The 15,402-nt window shown below is 47.3% G+C and carries 13 protein-coding genes and 1 tRNA gene; 1 reads left to right on the forward strand and 13 read right to left on the reverse strand.

The window, feature by feature from the left end:
* Positions 1-97: 97 nt before the first annotated feature.
* The 5 genes from WMO75_RS11190 to WMO75_RS11210 all read right to left on the reverse strand — a co-directional run bounded on the left by WMO75_RS11190 (position 98) and on the right by WMO75_RS11210 (position 5,468).
* On the reverse strand, positions 98-754 hold the full coding sequence (locus tag WMO75_RS11190) for a DUF3786 domain-containing protein (protein WP_118698314.1): 657 nt from the start codon (positions 752-754) through the stop codon (positions 98-100).
* Entirely contained in the window at positions 751-2,631 is a 1,881-nt protein-coding gene (locus tag WMO75_RS11195; RefSeq protein ID WP_349078033.1) for an extracellular solute-binding protein, read from the reverse strand. The genes WMO75_RS11190 and WMO75_RS11195 overlap by 4 nt, the downstream gene beginning before the upstream one ends.
* Positions 2,628-3,443 (reverse strand): ABC transporter permease, encoded by an 816-nt coding sequence (locus WMO75_RS11200; RefSeq protein ID WP_022215665.1) that lies wholly within the window; start codon positions 3,441-3,443, stop codon positions 2,628-2,630. The genes WMO75_RS11195 and WMO75_RS11200 overlap by 4 nt, the downstream gene beginning before the upstream one ends.
* Positions 3,433-4,506: an ABC transporter ATP-binding protein gene (locus tag WMO75_RS11205; protein ID WP_118251369.1), complete on the reverse strand. Its 1,074-nt coding sequence runs from the start codon at positions 4,504-4,506 to the stop codon at positions 3,433-3,435. The genes WMO75_RS11200 and WMO75_RS11205 overlap by 11 nt, the downstream gene beginning before the upstream one ends.
* Positions 4,507-4,727: 221 nt before the next feature.
* A complete protein-coding gene (locus WMO75_RS11210) occupies positions 4,728-5,468 on the reverse strand; it encodes a DUF3825 domain-containing protein (protein WP_022213565.1) in 741 nt (246 codons plus the stop codon).
* A gap of 407 nt (positions 5,469-5,875) precedes the next feature.
* Here WMO75_RS11210 and WMO75_RS11215 point away from each other — a divergent pair, with 407 nt between their 5' ends.
* On the forward strand, positions 5,876-6,745 hold the full coding sequence (locus WMO75_RS11215) for a homocysteine S-methyltransferase family protein (protein WP_302247306.1): 870 nt from the start codon (positions 5,876-5,878) through the stop codon (positions 6,743-6,745).
* Between the two features lie 284 nt (positions 6,746-7,029).
* Here WMO75_RS11215 and WMO75_RS11220 read toward each other — a convergent pair whose 3' ends face one another.
* From WMO75_RS11220 to WMO75_RS11255, 8 genes are all read right to left on the reverse strand, one after another.
* Complete coding sequence (locus WMO75_RS11220) at positions 7,030-8,169, reverse strand: DUF362 domain-containing protein (protein ID WP_022214582.1); 1,140 nt, start codon at positions 8,167-8,169, stop codon at positions 7,030-7,032.
* A gap of 2 nt (positions 8,170-8,171) precedes the next feature.
* Positions 8,172-9,800 carry a phosphoenolpyruvate--protein phosphotransferase gene (gene ptsP, locus WMO75_RS11225; RefSeq protein ID WP_022214581.1) on the reverse strand — a complete coding sequence of 543 codons (1,629 nt, stop codon included), beginning with the start codon at positions 9,798-9,800 and terminating at the stop codon, positions 8,172-8,174.
* Between the two features lie 21 nt (positions 9,801-9,821).
* Positions 9,822-10,856, reverse strand: coding sequence for a polyamine ABC transporter substrate-binding protein (locus tag WMO75_RS11230; protein WP_302247311.1), 1,035 nt, complete (start codon positions 10,854-10,856; stop codon positions 9,822-9,824).
* Positions 10,857-10,947: 91 nt separating this feature from the next.
* The gene (locus WMO75_RS11235; protein ID WP_022214579.1) at positions 10,948-11,739 is read right to left on the reverse strand and encodes an ABC transporter permease; all 792 of its coding nucleotides are present in this window, start codon (positions 11,737-11,739) and stop codon (positions 10,948-10,950) included.
* Positions 11,736-12,590, reverse strand: a complete 855-nt coding sequence (locus WMO75_RS11240; RefSeq protein ID WP_022214578.1) for an ABC transporter permease — start codon at positions 12,588-12,590, stop codon at positions 11,736-11,738. Before WMO75_RS11240 ends, WMO75_RS11235 begins: the two co-directional genes overlap by 4 nt.
* On the reverse strand, positions 12,587-13,678 hold the full coding sequence (locus WMO75_RS11245; RefSeq protein ID WP_349078035.1) for an ABC transporter ATP-binding protein: 1,092 nt from the start codon (positions 13,676-13,678) through the stop codon (positions 12,587-12,589). Before WMO75_RS11245 ends, WMO75_RS11240 begins: the two co-directional genes overlap by 4 nt.
* 24 nt (positions 13,679-13,702) lie before the next feature.
* Positions 13,703-15,010, reverse strand: coding sequence for an amidohydrolase (locus WMO75_RS11250; RefSeq protein WP_349078036.1), 1,308 nt, complete (start codon positions 15,008-15,010; stop codon positions 13,703-13,705).
* 244 nt (positions 15,011-15,254) lie between these two features.
* Positions 15,255-15,327, reverse strand: a tRNA-Thr gene (locus WMO75_RS11255).
* Positions 15,328-15,402 lie beyond the last annotated feature (75 nt).

Raw genomic sequence — 15,402 nt, forward strand, 5'->3', positions numbered from 1 at the left:
CTCGACATTTTTTCAAAATAATGCACAAAAAGACACTGAAATGTCTTTTTTCATTCCAGTGTCTTTGTCTGTTGATATTTCTTGATTTTATGGCAGCTTACTGCATACCGAAGGATTTCCCACGAAGCGGAAGTCCCGCCAGCTCTGCCAGTCTCTTTACGCCCATCTCTGCCGTGGAGACAGCGCTCTCCACATGGTTAAAATCTGTCGCGCTGTAATCAAACAGGATATTTCCCTGTGCCTCAAATTCATCGTCACAGTCCCAGAAATAGAACCGCATTGGTTCGCATTCAAAAGCATTGATCTGGTAGCCGACATCTCCTTGCGGAAGTTCTGTACCGTTCAGCTTAAGAAAAGCCTCCTTAAGTTTCTTCGCATGGCCGGAAAAAGTCGCCGCGAACACATCCGTCACACCGATCTTGTATGCGGGTCCAAAAGGTCTCGCATCACGGAGATCCGCAAACGGCACCCACTTGTCCATGAAGAAAGCATTTTCCCTGACATAGCCGAGAAGCGTATAGATGTTCAGCATCTCCGTCGCATTTGCTTCGCCTTTTCCATCCAAGCGGTCGATCCTGCCATCATCCAGGCGGATCCCAAACGGGACTCCGAAGTGTGTGATCTTGAGATAACCGTCCTCTTCTTTCAGTTCAGGAAGTCTTTTCTTTAATTCTTCTTTGTCCATCTGAAGGAATTTCTCTGCCCATTCGCTGCAGAGTTTTATATAATTGGATACTTTTTCGTTTGTTTTCATGATGATTTTACCTTGTTCCACAGATCTCCGTATACCTGATCCGCCTCTGTTCCAAGATACTGGAAAGTTTCCAGATTGTCATACTTGGAAAGATCCGGGAAAGCGATCTCACTGTTTCGGATGGATTCATCCTCGATCAGCTCTCTTGCGGCCTCATTCGGTGTGGAGTAAGTGATATATTCAAAGTTCATCAGCGCAATGTCCGGTCTGCAGAGGAAGTTGATGAATTTTTCTGCATTTTCCTTGTGCTCTGCATTCTTCGGAATTACCCAGGAATCGATCCAGATATTGGAGCCTTCCTTCGGGATCACGTATTCCAGGTTCGGATTTTCTTTCTGTGTGTAGATTGCCTCACCGGAATAGATCACGCCAAGAGCTGCCTCGTTTCCGATCATCTTGTCACGCACCTGGTCGATGACATAAGCCTGCACCAGAGGTTTCTGCTCGATCAGAAGGTTCTTAGCTTCCGTCAGCTCATCAAGGTCGGTGGAGTTCAGAGAATATCCGAGATATTTCAGTGTCGCACCAAACGCATCGCGGACAGAATCCTGCATCAGAATGTTGTCCTTGTATTTTGGATTCCAGAGGATCGACCAGCTGTCGACCGGCTCATCCACCATAGTCTTGTTGTAAAGGATACCGACAGTTCCCCAGCAGTATGGTACGGAATATTTATTCTCCGGGTCAAACTGTCTGGACTGTTCCATATACTGCTTGCCGATATTCTTGATATTCGGAATGTTGTCAAAGTTGATCTCTGTAAGCAGGTCATTCTCGATCATTCGCTGGATCATATAATCACTCGGGCAGACCACGTCGTATGCGATTGCACCGGAACTTACCTTCGGATAAAGGATCTCGTTTGTCTCAAATTCTTCGTAAACAACATTGATCCCTGTCTCTTCCTCAAATATGGTCAGGACTTCCGGATCGATGTATTCACCCCAGTTGTAAACAACCAGTTTATCATCATTCACGACACCACTTTCTTCCGCATAGTAGAATCCGCCTCCGATAAAGAGGATGCAGATCGTCACCGGGATTACACGGCGGATGATGATCTTCTTGACTTTGGATGGTCTGCGGACTTTCTTTCTGGCTGTGGTCTCCTCTTCTTCCTTCGGAGAATAGTTGACCAGGATCAGAAGGACAAGCACCGTCACGAACATGATCGTGGAAAGTGCATAGATCTCCGGTTTGATTCCCTTTCGTACCTCTGTATAGATCTTGGTGGAAAGTGTGTCGATCCCAGGTCCCTTGGTAAAGTGGGTGATAACGAAATCATCCAGGGACATGGTAAACGCCAGCATAAATCCGGAGAGGACTCCCGGCACGATATCCGGGAAAACCACCTTGAAGAAAGCCTTGATCGGGGATGCCCCGAGGTCCATTGCCGCTTCATATGTATAACGGTTTGTCTGTTTCAGCTTCGGTGACACACTCAGGATCACATACGGAATATTGAACGTAATATGCGCGATCAGGATGGTGCCGAAACCAAGTGTCATGTGAAAAGCAATAAAGAGAAGCATCAATGACACACCCATAACGATCTCTGCATTCATCATCGGGATGTTGGTAAGACCCATGTACATGGTCTTCCATTTCTGCTTCATTCCCTGAATGGCGATTGCTGCTGCCGTTCCGATGATCGTTGCGATCGCCGCTGAGACAAAGGCAATGATCAGTGTCGTATAAAAGGCACTCATGATCTGTTCGTTCTGGAACAGTTCTTTGTACCATTTCAGGGTAAATCCGCCCCACTTCGCTCTCGTCTTGGACTGGTTAAAGGACAGCACGACCAGCGTCACGATCGGTGCATACAGCAAAATAAAAATAAGAGCCAGGTATATTTTCTGTAAGTATTTTCTGATCAAAATGTCGCACCCCCGTCTTCGTTGTCGTATTTTGCCACAAGTGCCATACTTGCAATGATGAATACCATCAGCACAAGAGAAAGTCCACTTCCGACATGCCAGTTGCTGTTCTGTTTAAAGGACTGCTCGATCACGTTTCCGATCAGGAGAATCTTACCGCCTCCCAGAAGGTCGGAGATAACGAATGTTGTCAGTGCCGGTACAAATACCATAGTGATACCGCTGATCACGCCCGGGATACTCAGCGGAAAAATAACCTTGCAGAAAGTCTGTACCGGATTTGCTCCCAGGTCACGTGCCGCGTTGATAACATTGCTGTCGATCTTGATCAGTACGTTATAGATCGGAAGCACCATGAACGGCAGGAAGTTGTACACCATACCAAGGATGATCGCATACGGTGTATTGATGATCTCCAGTGCCGACAGATGCAGGAAACTCAACACGCTGTTGATGACACCGTTTTTTTCAAGCAGTGTCTGCCATGCCAGGGTGCGGAGAAGAAAGTTCATCCACATCGGCAGGATAAAGATCAGCACGATAAAACTTGTCTGACTGACTTTATTCTGGCTCAGGATCATTGCCAGCGGATAGGCAAGGATCAGACAGATCGCGGTACTTAAGAAAGACAGAAGGATGGACATTCCCAGAGCCTTCAGATTCTCCGGTGTCGTGATCTGTGCCAGGTTTGAAAATGTAAAAGTTCCCTCATCGCTGGTAAATGCATAATAAACGATCACCAGAAGCGGGATCACGACAAAAGATGCGGACCAGAAAAGATAAGGTCCGGCAAGCAGACGCTTATTCTTCAATGTTTACCGCCTCCTCATCTTCTGATTCCGGTTTTTTCATGATCTGGATGTCAAACGGATCTACATGGATGCTGACTTCCGTTCCAACCGGGAACATATCTGTGCTGTGTACCAGCCATTCATAGTTATTTGCCATGACTTCCATCTCATAATGAACACCTTTAAAGATCAGGTGTGTGACAACACCGTCGATGCTTCCTTCACCCGGTTTGAGAAGGTCGATATCCTCCGGACGGATAACAACGTCAACCGGTTTGTTCTGTCCGAATCCTTCGTCCACGCACGGGAAATTCACTCCGAGGATCTTGACAAGACGATCCTGCACCATCGTTGCAGAAATGATATTACTCTCACCGATAAAATCTGCCACGAAAGCATTCTCCGGCTCGTTGTAGATTTTCTCCGGAGTTCCGATCTGCTGGATGTAACCCTGGTTCATAACTACGATAGTGTCAGACATGGTAAGGGCTTCTTCCTGATCATGTGTTACATACAGGAAAGTGATCCCCAGCTCATTCTTGAGACGGATCAGCTCGTACTGCATATCCTGGCGCATCTTGAGGTCCAGAGCGCCCAGAGGCTCATCCAGAAGAAGGACCTTCGGCTCATTTACGATTGCTCTTGCGATAGCGATACGCTGCTGCTGGCCGCCACTTAAGGAGTCCGGCATACGGTTCTCGAAGCCGTCCAGGTTGACGAGTTTCAGTGCGTATTTGATCTTGTCATGGATATATTGTTTACTTTTATTTTTTATCTTTAATCCAAAGGCAATATTCTCCGCAATATTCATATGTGTAAATAACGCATACTTCTGAAATACGGTATTCAGCTGTCGCTTATTAGGCGGAAGATCAGTGATATCCTGCCCGTCAAAGATCACACGACCCTTATCCGGCATCTCAAAGCCTCCCAAAATACGAAGTGTGGTAGTTTTTCCACATCCACTCGGTCCAAGAAGTGTCAGGAATTCATTCTCCCTGATATAAAGATTCAGTTCATCCAGAACTGTCTGCATCCCGTAGGATTTGGAAATGTCGATCAAGTCGATCAGCTTATTGCTCATTGGCTGTTCCTCCCTAAAAATATCCCCTCTTTTGAAATGAAAAATATATGAATGGTAACTTTACTTTTGTATCACAAAAACATTTCGATTTCAATAGATTTTACGATATTTTTACAACCTTTATTTATATGGAGTTCACACGTGCTTTCTCTTGTTTGCCAGCACACTGTAAAAGCCACCACGTTCGTTATGAACGAGTGGTTTTTACAGTGTTGCTTTAGTTACGGACATAGCCAGCTGCTGTGGATCTTTGCCAGAAGTCTTGCGTTGTGATAGGCCATTTTGAGGGTGAGGCACGTCCTGCCGAGGTATTTGTTGCCGTCTTCTGTCTTGACGCAGGCGAGGGCGAGGTCTGCTTTTGCAGGGTCCTGCAGACATACAGGGATGAGAAACTGAATGCCGTGATTATAATACTGAGGGATCGCAGTGCGGTAATCTGCTTCCAGCATCCGCTTCGTCTGCCGCAGTGCCCCGTCAAAAAGCTGGACTTTCATGACGCTGTTGCGGATCGTTTCCGGAAGACGCTGGCTATTCTCTGCTTCCTCAAAAATGTGCTCATACTGTGGAACAATATCCAGTCCGATATCAAAGACAAGCTCTGCTGGGTTCTGCACATATTCTGCACGTTCCGGAAGGTCTACAATTCCAGCTTTGAGAAGATTGTATTCCGTATAAAATCCCTCCAGGAACCATCTCTGCCTGTCCGGGACAAGATTTGGGATAAAATAAACATAGACCGGCTGATAATAGCGATTAAATAATCCTGTATTAAAAATTGCATAGTTATCTGTTTCCAGTATTTTGCCTTCCTCATATACCCTCTGAAAAGTGTGCTCCAGATAACCTTTGAGGATTCCATTGTCTTCTGTGCTGCCAAAACTCCATTTCTCCGGAACGATCCTGGAGAGATTCTGTATCTGCCGGTTATAATTCCCGCAGTACGTATAGTCGAATAAATTCATGATGCCTCCTTATAAACTTTTTATTTTTTCTGCAAAACCAGTTTCCATTTCCCGCAGGCAGGAATGGACTCTGAAATTTTGTACCCTGATATAATATTATTTTGGGAAATTCACCGACAGAACTGCCGGGTAAAGATTATATTTTTAAGCTACCATATTTTGATAAAAACAGCAACTTTTTTCCATCGACAAATGTCGACAGATATCGCATCTCGTTATCGGGATTTTGTCATATTCATGGCAAAACACCTCGCGGGATATTACCTGTAAATAGGAACCACATCTCGACATTCAAAACATCCCATGCTATAATAGGAAACTGAAATAAGCACCTTCCGACGGAAATGCGGAGCTTGCCAGGTAAGTTGCTTATACATTTTATTTTTCATCAAGGAGGCAACAAACTCATGACAAAAGAAGAATTCCGTAAACTGACCGAAAATATCCTGATTCTGGATGGAGCTACCGGTTCCAATCTGATGGCGAGCGGCATGCCGCGCGGCATCTGTACCGAGACCTGGGTTATTGACCATAAGGATGTCATCCAGGATCTCCAGCGCGCCTATATCCAGGCTGGAAGCCAGGTCATCTATACTCCGACTTTTGGCGGAAACCGTATGAATCTTGCCAAACATGGACTGACAGACCGTATCGAGGAGATCAACCGTACTCTCGTCGGATATTCCAGAGAACTCGCCGGAAATGGTGTCTACGTAGCCGGTGATATCACGACTTCCGGTTCTTTTATCACTGCAGATGGTAATTATACCTACACAGAAGCTTTTGATATGTACCAGGAACAGGTTCGTATCCTTGCCGATGCAGGCATTGACCTGATCGCAGCAGAGACCATGATCAACATCGAAGAAACTCTCGCCGCAGTCGACGCTGCAAGTTCTGTATGTGATCTTCCGATCATGTGCACCATGACTGTAGAGGCGGATGGAAGTATCTTCAGCGGCGGCAATGCTATCGAAGCTTCTGTTTCTCTTGAAGCAGCCGGTGCAGACGCAGTCGGTATCAACTGCTCCGTCGGACCGGACCAGCTTGTATCCGTCGTACGAAGCATCAAAGAAAATGTATCCATCCCAGTCATCGCCAAACCAAACGCCGGCATGCCGACCATCGATGACAAAGGACAGGCCGTATACAGCATGAATGCAGAAGATTTTGCATCTTATATGAAAGTTCTGATTGAAAGCGGCGCATCCGTCGTCGGTGGATGCTGCGGAACAACTCCGGCATTTATCAAGGCACTGCACGATAGCATCCGATAACTCGCACCTGTTCACAGGACATCATCCTATCTGGGGACGCGCCACTAGCACCTCCTCAATATTCAATACAATCAACAGGGAACGTGGTTTGCAGCTCCAAAAGCCCCCGTTCCCTGTTTCTAATTTCCCACAATCCGATGTCTAGTGCCATCCATTTCCCCACACTCAGCATCGAGTTCAGGAGGCATTAGGAATTCCGATGCCACACACCCCAGTCTCCAACAATAATCGGCATCGAACACAAGTATCTCGCGCATCCCGATGCCTCATGCCAGCCACGCCTCTCATTTCACATGAATCGCTTTCTCCGGGCACATTTCCTGGCAGCAGAAGCAGCGGATGCATTTCCTGTAATCATAGACCGGCGGGTTTTCTCTGCCGTTTCGGAAATTCACAGCTTTCTCCGGGACCGGGCAGCTCTTGACGCAGATCCCGCAGCGGATACACTTGTCTGACTGGATATATGGCTTCTTCTGAAAAATATTCAGAGCCTTCGCCAGACGCTCCCACATACCAGAACGCGCCACTCTCCTGTCTACATCAAAGTATGGGTTCCCGTACTGTGCCACCGCATCCTCCATACGGATCGGACCGCCGGGTGTCAGAAGCTCGATCTCTTCTTCCTTCCAGGTTCCAAGTCCCATCTTCTCACCGTGATAATTTGTCGGGACCATCTCCGGTTTCAGATGGATCAGATGACAAAACACACTGTCCAGTGCGACCGGGTCTTGCGACATCAATATCACATTCATCGGAGCCGGATCGCCGGAGCCAGGTCCGTTCCCCTCCATCGCAACAATTCCATCCATGATATACAGCCGTGGTTTCACATACTGGTTCAGATCCACCAGCATTCTGGCGAAACTGTCCGCGCTCGGATACAGAGTATGCCCCTTCGCCTTGTGAAATCCATAGATGAATCCATAACTGTTCTTGACCGCCCCTGTGATACGTTCCAGTGCATGCGTCTTCATCTTGCACAGAGAGATCACGCAGTCCCTCTCCAGAAGTTCCGCAGGAAGGACAAACTCTTTCGCCTGGATCCCATCCGGATTCTCCACATGGACCCCCTTGGTATAGTCGATCGCCGGAATATCAAATTTATCAAGATAGGTATCCATACCTGTTCCGTGAATGACTTTCGTTGTTGTTCCATTGCCGCACGAATCTGCCAGAATAATATCCTGATACCCCTTCTCCCGCATCAGCCTCGCAAACATGCCAACTATCACAGGATGTGTGATAACAGCTTTATCAACTTCTGCTTTCTTGAGAAGGTTAGGTTTCAGAAGAACCGATTCTTCTTTGCCGACAATAGATTCGAGACTGCCCAGAAGTTCAAGGCCGGTCTCCAGATTCTCATAAACAAGTTCTTCCCTGTAAGAATTACAGGGAAGAAGGATCACTTTGCTTTTTTTATTCATAATCACCCTCGCTGAGAACTCAGATCTGTCTCGCGGATCGCCTTTCTGACCGGAAGGATGCACGCCGGCACTACAGACAAGAAATCAACCCCCATCTGAAGGAAGGTTTCTGTCAGTTCCGTATCTGCTGCGATCTCACCACAGATCCCTGCCTGACGGTTCTCCTGATGTGCAGCTTCCACTACCATCTTGATCATACGGAGCACCGCCGGGTGATGATCGTTGTATTTGTCCTTGAGCAGAGGATTCTGCCTATCCATAGCAAGTGTATACTGTGTCAGGTCATTTGTTCCGATGCTCAGGAAGTTGACTCTCCTTGCCAGTTCCTGGCTGATCATAACCGCTGCCGGTGTCTCGATCATGATACCTGTCCTGATATTACGGTAAGGAATTTCTTTTTCATCGAGTCCTGCCTTGACCTCCTGAATGATCTCCTCGATCTGATCCATCTCTTCTTCGGAATCGATCATCGGATACATCATCGCAAGATTACCATAGGCACTGGCACGGTAGATTGCACGAAGCTGTGCCTTGAACATCTTCTTACGGTCAAGACAGAGACGGATGCCACGGTTTCCCATGATCGGGTTGGTCTCCGCCGGAATATCCAGATAAGAAGCCTGCTTGTCAGCTCCGAGATCGGCGGTACGGATCACTGCTGTACGCTCTCCCATCGTCTCTGCCAGCTTCTTGTACGCATGAAACAGCTCATTCTCCCTCGGATAGTTTTCCCTTCCAAGATACTGGAATTCACTTCGAAGGAGCCCAATGCCGGAAGCCCCGTAAAAAAGGACACTGCTCAGATCGCTCATGTTGCCGATATTTGCGTACAGACCGATCTTTGTTCCATCCTTCGTCTCATCCTTCTGTGTCTTGAGTTTGAGAAGTTCTTCTCGTTCTCTTCGATCCGCCTCAAGACGGATCTCGTATTCTTTCTTGATCTCTGCATCCGGATTCAGATACATGGTTCCTGTATAACCATCCACGATCGCGGTCATACCATCCCACTCGTCATCCGGTGCAATGTCTACCAGAGTTGGGATCTCCATTGTCTTTGTCATAATGGAGGCATGAGAAACGGCTGATCCATGATGCATGACAACGGCAAGAAGTTTCTCCTTGTCCATCTCCATGATCTCAGTCGGTGACAGAGCCTCTGCCACCAGGATCACCGGTTCCTCTCCCAGATTGATCCGGATCGCCGCTCCGCCGAGGATCTGGATCAGACGGTTGGATATTTCCTGAATGTCTGAAATCCTCTTACGGATCACCGGTTCTTCCAGGTTGCGGAAGGTCTCTACCAGCTCATCACGGTTTGTCATAACTGCATAAGCAGCATTGACCTTTTCGTTGGCAATGCTGCTCTCGATCGCATTCTGGAAGCTTCCGGATTCCAGGAGCTTTGCCTGATTAAGGAAAGTCCTGGCCTCCTGCTCATTCAGAGATTTATTGGCTTCGTAAAGTTCTTTGAGCTTCGCTACCGCCTGCTCCTTCGCTTTACGAAAATCCTCGATCTCTTTTTTGATGTTGCTTACCAGACACTGACGTATCTGATATTCCCCTCTGCTGTAATATAAGATTTTTCCGATGGCAATTCCCGAAAAGGTAGCAATACCTTTGTAGATTTCCATCCTGCTTCCCCCTTGTTTCTATCAGTTGCAGGCAGCCTTGAACTCCGTCCAGTTCTTATTGTAGGCCTCATCTGCCTCCGCGCTGATGTTTTCTACTGCTGATCCTTCTGTTACAGAATCCGGAACAACAAGGTCCTGATTCTCAAGCAGGGAATCTGCTGCTTTGTTTGTGCAGTAATATCCGATATAATCGAAACATTTTGCTGCGTTTTCCGGCTGAAGGATGTAGTCCATGAACTGATAAGCCTCATCCTTGTCCGGTGCCTGGCTCGGGATGAACATTCCCATAACGCCAAAGCCAAGTCCCTCTTCCGGATATACCACTTTGAGATCCGGATTTTCCTGAAGGGCTGCTGTTACCTGAGATGTATAAAGGAAGGCAACACTTGCTTCCCCATTAAGAAGCGCATCCTGTGTATTGTCATCCTGAATCAGACGCACGTTTGGTGCTAACTCCAGAAGCTTCTCCCCTGTTTTGGCGATATCATCTGTATTCTGGTCATTAAAGTCCTGGCCAAGAGCAAGATTTGTGATACCGTTGAGCACACGGTAATTGGCAGTCAGGGCAATGCTGTCCTCTAAAGAGGCATCCCAGAGGTCATTATAGCCTTTGATATCGATGTCCACCAGCTCCGGATCGTAAACGATCAGCGGAATGCCTGCACCGTATGGTGCTGTATATTCATTGTTCGGGTCATAAAACTGTCCCTGATAAAGCGGATTGATGTTTTTCCAGCCTGTCAGCTTAGATGTGTCAAGCTTCTCTACCAGACCTTCCTCGATTGCTGTCTGGATGATATAATCGTCTGCTACAATAACATCATAATCTCCGCCCTTTGCCATGGAAAGCTTCTCCAGCATATTTTCATCTGTATCAAAATTGGAATAGACAACCTTGATACCTGTTTCTTCTTCAAAGCCGTCCAGAACTTCCTGTGGGAACATATTCTCCCATGTGTAAAGTACAAGTTCTTTGGAGTCATCTGCCGAGACAGAAACTGCCAGTGTCGGAACTACGAGTGCCGCACATAATGCACATACCACTAATTTTTTCATAACTTTTTCTCCTCTTCTTGTCTTGTTTCGATTTTAACAAACTCCAGACATGTTTAGTATATCTTACTTTTGTTTCATTGAAAAGACTTTCTTAATTCTTTTTCTGATTTCTGCCTGTAAACTTTCCTATTGCGGTATAAACGAGCAGGATCAGAAGGGTAACCGCCAGCATGATCGTACAGAGTGCATTGACCTCCGGGGTCACGCCTGTCTTGATCTGTGTGTAGACCTTGATCGGCAGAGTAGAAAGACGCGGTCCGTTAATAAAAATACTGATGACCACATCATCCATGGACATTGCAAATGCCAGAAGGGAACCTGACATTACCGCCGGCATGATGAGCGGAAGGATAATATCCCAAAATGCCCGAAACGGTCCTGCACCAAGGTCCCTCGCCGCTTCCTCAAGCGACGGGTCCATTCCCGCAAGGCGTGCTTTTACTTCCATAAGAATATACGGCACGCAGAAAACGGTGTGTCCGATCAGGAGCGTCAGCATACCAAACGGCAGATTCATCATATAGAAAAAAGCCATCAGGACCATACCAAGGATGATTTCCGGGATCATCAGCGGCAGGATGGAAATATATTCCAAGATTCCCTTTGTCTTCCAGTGGATCCTGGAAAGCCCGACTGCCCCAAGAGTTCCGATCACCGCCGATACAAAGCAGCTTACCACTCCAAGGAACAAACTATTTCCAAGTGCCTCGATCATTGCGCTGTCAGAAAAAAGCTCCTGATACCATTTCAGGGAAAATCCGGTAAAACGCACCGGAAGTTTTGATTCATTAAAAGAAAATACGATGACGACTGCGATCGGCAGATACATCAGTACAAAAATCAATCCAAGGTAAAACCTGGAGAGTTTTGAATTCTTTTTCATCCCACACCCTCCAATTCTTTTGCATTTGTGACTTTGCGGTACAGCATGATCATCAGTGTCGTAAGGATCATCAATACCACAGCCAGTGCCGCCGCGAACGGCCAGTTATTTCCTCTTGTCATCTGTTCCTGGATCAGACTTCCAACAAGCACGATCTTGTTTCCACCCAGGATATCTGCGATGAAAAACAGTCCCATGGACGGGATAAATGTCAGGATCACACCGGAAAGAAGACCTGGCAGAGTCAGTTTGAAAGATACTGTCCAAAAAGCCTTAAACGGGCTCGCTCCGAGATCTCTTGCCGCCTCGACGAGCGACCAGTCCAGTTTCTCCGCGCTGGAATAGACAGAAAGGATCATAAACGGAAGCAGCACATAGGTCATACCGATCACGATCGCCGGATAGCTGTAAAGGATACGAAGCGGCTTCTCGATCAGCCCAAGGCTTTTGAGCACATGGTTCAGAAGCCCTTTGGTCTGAAGGATGATCATCCATCCGTAAAGTCGGATCAGGGAGTTTACCCAAAACGGCAGCATCAGAAAGATCATCGCGCGTTTTTTCCATTTGTCGGAAAGTTTTGCCATAAAATATCCAAACGGATATCCGACCAGGCAGATAATCAGGGTACTGGTCAGGGCAAGCTGGAAAGATCCTGTAAAGGTCTGCATGTAGACAGGGTCAAGGATCTTTTTATAATTTGCAAGTGTAAATGTCCACTCCACGCCGTGTCCTGCTTTTGGCTGTGCAAAGCTCAGTGCCAGCATATAAAGCAGCGGTCCTGCCACAAAAATGATCGTAAAGATGTATAACGGCAGGATCATCCAGACAGAGCCGGATTTCTTTTTTTTCATGATTCTGCCCCGCTTTCTGTGTCAAGATCTACCAGAACGGCATTCTCCGGTTCAAAGAAACAGGTTACTTTCTGTCCTGGCTGCACGCTCGCATCGATGCCGTATCTGCTTGCGATCACTTCTGTTCCGTCGGTAAGTTCCAGTACAACGCGGAGAAGACCTCCGGCAAAACTCTTCTCGACTACTTCTGCGTCAAGACCTTTCTGACAGGTTTCGTCAAGAACGATATTTTCGCTCCGGACTGCCAGTGTCACCGGTGTTCCTGCCTGTAAAACATTGCCGTCTGCCGCTGCTAGAACAGTTCCTCCTGCAAGGCTTACGCGCACCTGATCGCTTTCCATTGCTTCTACAGTTCCCTTAAGGATGTTTGCATTTCCGACAAAAGTTGCCACATAGCTGGTCTTTGGATGATTGTAGATCTCATCCGGGGAACCGATCTGCTCAAATCTTCCCTGGTTCATGACTGCGATACGGTCTGACATATTGATCGCTTCTTCCTGGTCATGTGTGATGTAGACAAACGTGATGCCAAGTTTTTTCTGTAATTTCTTAAGTTCCAGCTGCATCGCGCGGCGGAGCTGGAGATCCAATGCTCCCAGAGGCTCATCGAGAAGAAGGACCTTCGGATTATTTACCAGAGAACGTGCGATCGCAACTCGCTGTCTCTGTCCACCGGAGAGCTCTGACGGTTTACGCTTCTCATATCCCGGAAGCTGTACCAGTTCCAGCATTTCGGCGACACGTTTTCTGATCTCGGCTTTCGGAACTTTCTTAAGTTTCAGTCCGTAGCCGATGTTGTCTGCAACGGTCATATGCGGAAACAGGGCGTAATTCTGAAATACTGTGTTTACGTCTCTCGCTTCCGGTGCAAGATCTGTCACATCTTTACCGTCCAGAAATACCTGACCGGAATCCGGTGTCTCAAGGCCCGCGATGATACGCAAAGTTGTCGTCTTGCCACATCCGGAAGATCCCAGAAGTGTAATAAATTCGCCTTTTCCGATGGAAAGACTGATCTCTTTGAGAACGGTTTCATCCTTTGAAAAAGATTTCTTGATCTTTTTTAATTCCAAACATGTTTCTGCCATTTTTCTGCCTGTCCTCCTGCTGTTTTATTTTTGCTCTGTCTGCTTTCTGATATAAGCAGTATAACTTTCTCTGTCAAAAACCGGGGTAAACTCTGTGCAGATCTTTCCGGCCTGCTCTCCGCCGTTTCTTAAGAGTTTGTACACGGTCAGGGCAAGCAGTTTTGCCGGAAGGATGTATGCCTTTTCCGGATCTGTGATACGGAAGTCTGCCCCATGGAGTTTGCCTTCAAAGCCCTTGAATGTAAAATTCACGACCGGCATCAGGTGGCTCAGATCGCCTACATCCGTGCAGGCATTGTTGAAATCGCCCTTCTGTACAGTGCGATACTCAAGTTCCAGATCCTCTGCCGCCTCCAGAAGTGCCGTATCTGCCTCTCTCGGAAGGATCGGCATATAGCCCTGGAGTATTTCCCGCTCGATCCTGCCGCCGAATGCATAAGCAGCCCCGTCGTAAGCACGGTTGACCATGTCGGTGATCTCCTCGATCTTCTCAAGGGAAGCCGCCCGCACCTTCGTCTCGATAACAGCTTCATCCGGCACACTGTTGATGACATCGCCGGCCTTGCGGATCACATTGTGGAGGCGTACATGGTCTTCCTCGCGGAAAGTCTCTCGCATCAGTCCCATCATCTGGATCGCGCTGGTCGTGATGCTGAGGGCGTTGACACCGTTCCACGGATCGATCGCCCCGTGTGCGGCCTTGCCTCTGACAGTGACCCGTTCTGCACTGTAACCGTTGCACGCCGGATTTCCCAGGTAAAAATCCTCCTCGACCGGAACCATATGCACATGGGTCGTCAGCGCAATATCCGTATCATCAAAAACTCCTGTGCGGATCATCTCGCTCTTGCCGCAGCAGAATTCTGTTCCTTCTTTCTGAAGACGGACACGTTTATCTGCATCAATATATTCCTCAGCAGGAACTGCAAGAAAAGAAAGGCTTCCGCCAAGCTCTTTCTGGATTTCTGTATCTGCCAGTGCCGCTGCACAGCCTATCATTGCTGCCATCTGTGCGTGATGCCCGCAGGCATGTGCCACACCGGTGACAGGATCCGACACAGGATGTGCCTTACAGCCGATTGCATCCATCTCTCCGATGATCGTCAGATGCGGGCCTTCTGCAGGATGACTGTCACCACGTACACCAGTCCGTGCAAGATGCTCCGTCACCTCATATCCCAGCTGTCTGAGACACTCTGCTGTTTTTTGTGCTGTCCGTATCTCTTCAAATCCCGGTTCCGGATGTGAAGCGATATCTTCTGCAAAATTTATGATCTGCTCTCTGTATGCATCAATTCTCTGAAGAATCTTTTCTTCTATTTTATCTAACATTTGTTTAACATCCTCTCTTGATATCCTCTATATCCATCAAAATCTGTACAGCTTTCTCAGGTATAGAGCATGGATCAAAAGCCTTCACTTTCATAAGTTAATACGTTATAAAAGCAATAAACCTTTATCCCCTTATGATAACATAAATTTTCAGCAATGCAAGCACTGAAAAATCACAAAAAAAACGCCGGATAACGCAAAAATCCGGATACTCTGTTCAAAGTATCCGGATTCAATAATGGCAAGCTGGAAATGAGACTCGAACTCACGACCCCTTCATTACGAGTGAAGTGCTCTACCGACTGAGCTATTCCAGCCTGTGCCTGAAACACAACCATTATTATACCTGATTTCTCAGAAAAATCAAGAACAAATTTTAATTTTTATGCTGT

Source organism: Blautia intestinihominis, assembly GCF_040096655.1.
GTDB lineage: Bacteria > Bacillota > Clostridia > Lachnospirales > Lachnospiraceae > Blautia_A > Blautia_A intestinihominis.